The organism is uncultured Thiocystis sp. (genome assembly GCF_903866365.1).
Classification (GTDB): Bacteria; Pseudomonadota; Gammaproteobacteria; order Chromatiales; family Chromatiaceae; genus Chromatium.
Window position 1 is genome coordinate 1 of sequence record NZ_CAIPNF010000349.1, and the last position, 3,409, is coordinate 3,409.

At 61.2% G+C, this 3,409-nt stretch carries 4 protein-coding genes; all 4 read left to right on the forward strand.

Going from position 1 to position 3,409, the window contains the following annotated elements:
* Positions 1-118: 118 nt before the first annotated feature.
* On the forward strand, positions 119-481 hold the full coding sequence (locus tag QZY07_RS19555; protein WP_295406262.1) for a DUF971 domain-containing protein: 363 nt from the start codon (positions 119-121) through the stop codon (positions 479-481).
* Between the two features lie 152 nt (positions 482-633).
* Positions 634-1,383 carry a bifunctional demethylmenaquinone methyltransferase/2-methoxy-6-polyprenyl-1,4-benzoquinol methylase UbiE gene (gene ubiE / locus QZY07_RS19560; RefSeq protein ID WP_295406264.1) on the forward strand — a complete coding sequence of 250 codons (750 nt, stop codon included), beginning with the start codon at positions 634-636 and terminating at the stop codon, positions 1,381-1,383.
* Positions 1,380-2,021 (forward strand): SCP2 sterol-binding domain-containing protein, encoded by a 642-nt coding sequence (locus QZY07_RS19565; protein ID WP_295406265.1) that lies wholly within the window; start codon positions 1,380-1,382, stop codon positions 2,019-2,021. The genes ubiE and QZY07_RS19565 overlap by 4 nt, the downstream gene beginning before the upstream one ends.
* Positions 2,018-3,409 (forward strand): ubiquinone biosynthesis regulatory protein kinase UbiB (ubiB, locus tag QZY07_RS19570; RefSeq protein WP_295406268.1); only part of this gene is annotated, 1,392 nt, incomplete at its 3' end. The genes QZY07_RS19565 and ubiB, both read left to right, overlap by 4 nt.

Consider the following 3,409-nt stretch of genomic DNA (forward strand, 5'->3'; position numbering starts at 1 on the left):
ACAACTGACAACTGACAACTGACAACTGACAACTGACAACTGACAACTGACAACTGACAACTGACAACTGACAACTGACAACTGACAACTGACAACTGACAACTGACAACTGACAACTATGCCTACGCCCACCGAACTGAACCTGCATCGTCAATCCCGCGTGTTGGAAATCGTCTACGAGGACGGCGCCCGTTTCGCGCTGCCCTGCGAGTATCTGCGCGTCTACTCGCCCTCGGCGGAGGTCCAGGGTCACGGCCCCGGTCAGCGCGTGCTGCAACTCGGCAAGGAAGAGGTTGGCATCGACCGGATCGAGCCAGTCGGCAACTACGCGGTCTGTCTGCACTTCGACGACGAACACAACACCGGCATCTATTCCTGGGATTACCTCTACCGGCTCGGGACCGAGCAGGATCAGCTCTGGCGCGAGTATCTGGACGAGCTGGAAAAGGCCGGGCAGGCGCGCAAGCACAAACCATCCTGAATCCGGATTCGGCCTGAACCGCATGGTGTCGCGGCGAACTCAACGTCTGCGTACCTCAAACCTACGATTTCAGGCTTTGGTGTACACTAGCGTTCATCGTGCCGGGCGAAGTCCTTCGTCCATCCGCCCATTTCGAGAACCGGGGACACAGCATGTCCAACGAGAAAACCACCCATTTCGGCTATCAGCAGGTGCCGGTCGCGGAAAAAGCCACGCGGGTGCGCGAGGTCTTCGACTCGGTCGCCTCGCGCTATGACCTGATGAACGATCTGATGTCGCTCGGCATCCATCGTCTCTGGAAGCGTCACACCATCGAACTGGCCGGCGTGCGCCGGGGGCAACGGGTGCTCGATCTGGCCTCGGGCACCGGCGATCTGGCCGATCGCTTCGCCGGCATCGTCGGCCCCGAGGGTTGCGTGGTGATGTCGGATATCAACGCGGCCATGCTCACCGAGGGGCGTAGTCGCATGCTCGACCGCGGCCGGGTCGGCAATCTGCATTACGCCCTCGTCAACGCGGAAAAGATCCCGTTTGGCGATGACCGGTTTGACTGCGTCACCATTGGTTTTGGACTGCGCAACGTCACCGACAAACAGGCGGCGCTCGATGAGATGTATCGGGTACTGCGACCGGGCGGGCGGGGGCTGATCCTGGAATTTTCGCATCCGGTCAGCAAGTCGCTCGGCAAGGTCTACGATCTGTATTCCTTCTCGGTGCTGCCGACGCTGGGCCGTCTGGTGGTCAATGACCCCGGCAGTTACCGCTATCTGGCCGAATCCATTCGCATGCACCCGGATCAGGAGATGCTGCGTTCCATGATGGAGACCGCCGGTTTCGAGCGCTGCGAATACTTCAATCACAGCGGCGGCATTGTCGCGATCCATCGGGGGTACAAGCTGTGAGTGAGGGCATCCAGATTCCGGACGCGCTGCTGGCCGTGATGGAACAGGCGGTCAATCGCTACATCGCACTCGATCCCGAGGGCGCCACCGGCTTTGCCGGACTCGCCGGTCGGATGATCGCGATCGAAATCAAAGGTTTCGGCACGCGCGTGACGATCATCCCGAATGCGCATGGATTGCAGCTCTTTGGCGCCTACGACGCGGAGCCGGACTGTCTGATCCGCGGCACCCCGCTGGGTCTCGCGCGCATGGGCATGGCCGAGCGCAAGGAGACTCAGTTGATCTCGGGCGAGGTGGAGATCACCGGCGATACCGCGCTGGCGCAGGCATTCAACGCCGCGCTCGCCCATCTGGAGGTCGACTGGGAGGAGCAACTGGCACGGGTCATCGGCGATCCCTTCGCGCACCGGGTCGGTAGCCAGTGCAAGGCCGCCGAGCGTTGGGGACAACGGACCTCCGAGTCGCTGACAACCGATTTGAAGGAGTACCTTCAGGAAGAGCGCCGTCTGGTTCCGACTCGCGACGAGGTCGACGCCTTTCTGAGCCAGGTCGATACCCTGCGCGATGACGTCGAGCGGGTCGCCGCCCAGGTCGAACGGCTGGTCCGGCGCGCCGCGGAATCCGGCATTCAGCGATGATCGGACCTCGTCAGGCTCTACGTCTTTTCCGGATTAATTGGGTTCTACTCCGCCACGGTCTCGATGAGGTCATCCTCGCTACCCACCTGTTCCGGCCGCTGCGCTGGATTATGGTGCTATTGCCCTGGCACTGGGTCAAACGCGACCTGCCGGCCTACCCGGTGCGGGTACGCCGCGCACTGGAGGATCTGGGGCCGATCTTCGTCAAGTTTGGGCAGATCCTCTCCACCCGGCGCGACCTGCTGCCGGACGATCTGGCGGTCGAACTCGCCAAACTCCAGGATCGGGTGCCTCCTTTCGATGGCGTCGAGGCACGCGCGCTGATCGAGAAGGCGTGGGGCTGCTCGGTCGACGATGTGCTGGATGAGTTCGATCCCGTTCCGCTAGCCTCCGCCTCCATCGCCCAGGTCCACACCGGACGTCTGAAGGATGGCACTGAAGTTGTCGTCAAGGTGCTGCGACCAGGCATCGAGCGCACCATCGGCCAGGATCTCGGGCTGATGTACACTGTCGCCCAACTCGCCGAACGGTATTGGAAGGAAGGTAAGCGTCTGCGTCCGATCGAGGTGGTGCGCGAGTACGAAAAAACCATCTACGACGAACTCGACCTCCAGCGCGAGGCCGCCAACGCCTCGCAGATCCGCCGCAACTGGATCAACAGCGAGATGCTCTATATCCCGGAGGTCTACTGGGACTGGACCCGGCCCAATGTCATGGTGATGGAGCGCATCTATGGCACTCCGGTCAGCGATGTCGCGACACTCAAGGCGCAGGGCGTGAGCATGAAGCAACTCGGCGAGCGTGGCGTGGAGATTTTCTTCACCCAGGTCTTCCGGGATAACTTCTTTCATGCCGACATGCACCCCGGCAACATCTTCGTCGAGCCCTCCGGGCGCTATATCTCGATCGACTTCGGTATCGTCGGCACCCTGACGACCGAGGATCAACGCTATCTGGCCGAGAACCTGCTCGCCTTCTTTGAGCGCGACTATCGGCGGGTCGCCGAGTTGCATGTCGAATCCGGCTGGGTTCCGCACGGGACGCGCGTCGATGAGTTCGAGAGCGCAATTCGCACCGTCAGCGAGCCCATCTTCGAAAAGCCATTGGCCGAGATCTCCTTCGGGCATTTTCTGGTGCGCCTGTTCCAGACCGCGCGGCGTTTCAACATGGAGATCCAGCCACAGTTGGTTCTGCTGGAAAAAACCCTGCTCAATATCGAGGGGCTGGGGCGACAGCTCTATCCGGAGCTGGATCTCTGGACGACCGCCAAGCCCTACATGGAACGCTGGATGAAGGATCAGGTTGGTTTCAAGGGGCTGTTCGACCGTACCAAACGCAACCTGTATTCGGTGGCCGATCAGGCGCCCGAACTGCCGCTGATCGCTTAT